Source organism: Thiolapillus sp. (assembly GCF_048562965.1).
GTDB classification, from domain to species: Bacteria; Pseudomonadota; Gammaproteobacteria; order Chromatiales; family Chromatiaceae; genus Thiolapillus; species Thiolapillus brandeum_A.
Window position 1 is genome coordinate 1 of record NZ_JBHNMF010001407.1, and the last position, 642, is coordinate 642.

The window sequence follows — 642 nt, forward strand, 5'->3', positions numbered from 1 at the left end:
TTTTAAGGACGAATGCCTTTTACACTGTAATTTCCAGCTTTGGTATCCGGATGAAACCACAGAGGATAATTTATACACAAATAAAGATCTGCACGGTGCCGCATTATCGAATGTACCCATTGAACAATCACCGAAAGAATTTTTGAAGTTAGTCTGGGAAGAATGCGAGCAAGCGCAGCATTTTGAGAACCTGTCCGCTAGAGAAAAAGGGCTTTGGCCACTGATATTGCTCGCATCCAGGCATTATCGAATTCCTGTTCCGGTGCATTTTACGCTGCCTTATCAAAAAAACAGCGATACAGTGTTATCAGACCTTGGAGAAACCGGTGATGACTAGAGGCTTCCGCTTCAACGAGAAATACCTCTCCCAGATCCCGGCGCTGCAACAACTCATCAACCTGGGCTTCGAGTATTTGCCACCAGATCAGGCGTTGGCTGCGCGCCAGGGCAAGGCCGGCAACGTGTTACTTGAGGAGGTGCTGCGTGAACAGTTGCGCGAGATCAACCGTATTCACCACAAGGGCCGGGATTACCTGTTCAGCGAGGAGAACATCCAGTCCGCCGTTCAGAAGCTGAAGAACGTCAAGTACGACGGCCTGTTGAAAACCAACGAGGCTATCCATGAGCTGCTGACCCTGGGCA

General features: G+C 49.4%; 1 protein-coding gene and 1 pseudogene. Both read left to right on the plus strand.

Going from position 1 to position 642, the window contains the following annotated elements; translation table 11 throughout:
- Positions 1-337 (plus strand): annotated as a pseudogene (locus tag ACOCD2_RS24630) (hypothetical protein); the annotation flags it as partial.
- Positions 330-642 (plus strand): type I restriction endonuclease (locus ACOCD2_RS24635; protein WP_419626325.1); only part of this gene is annotated, 313 nt, incomplete at its 3' end. The pseudogene ACOCD2_RS24630 and the gene ACOCD2_RS24635, both read left to right, overlap by 8 nt.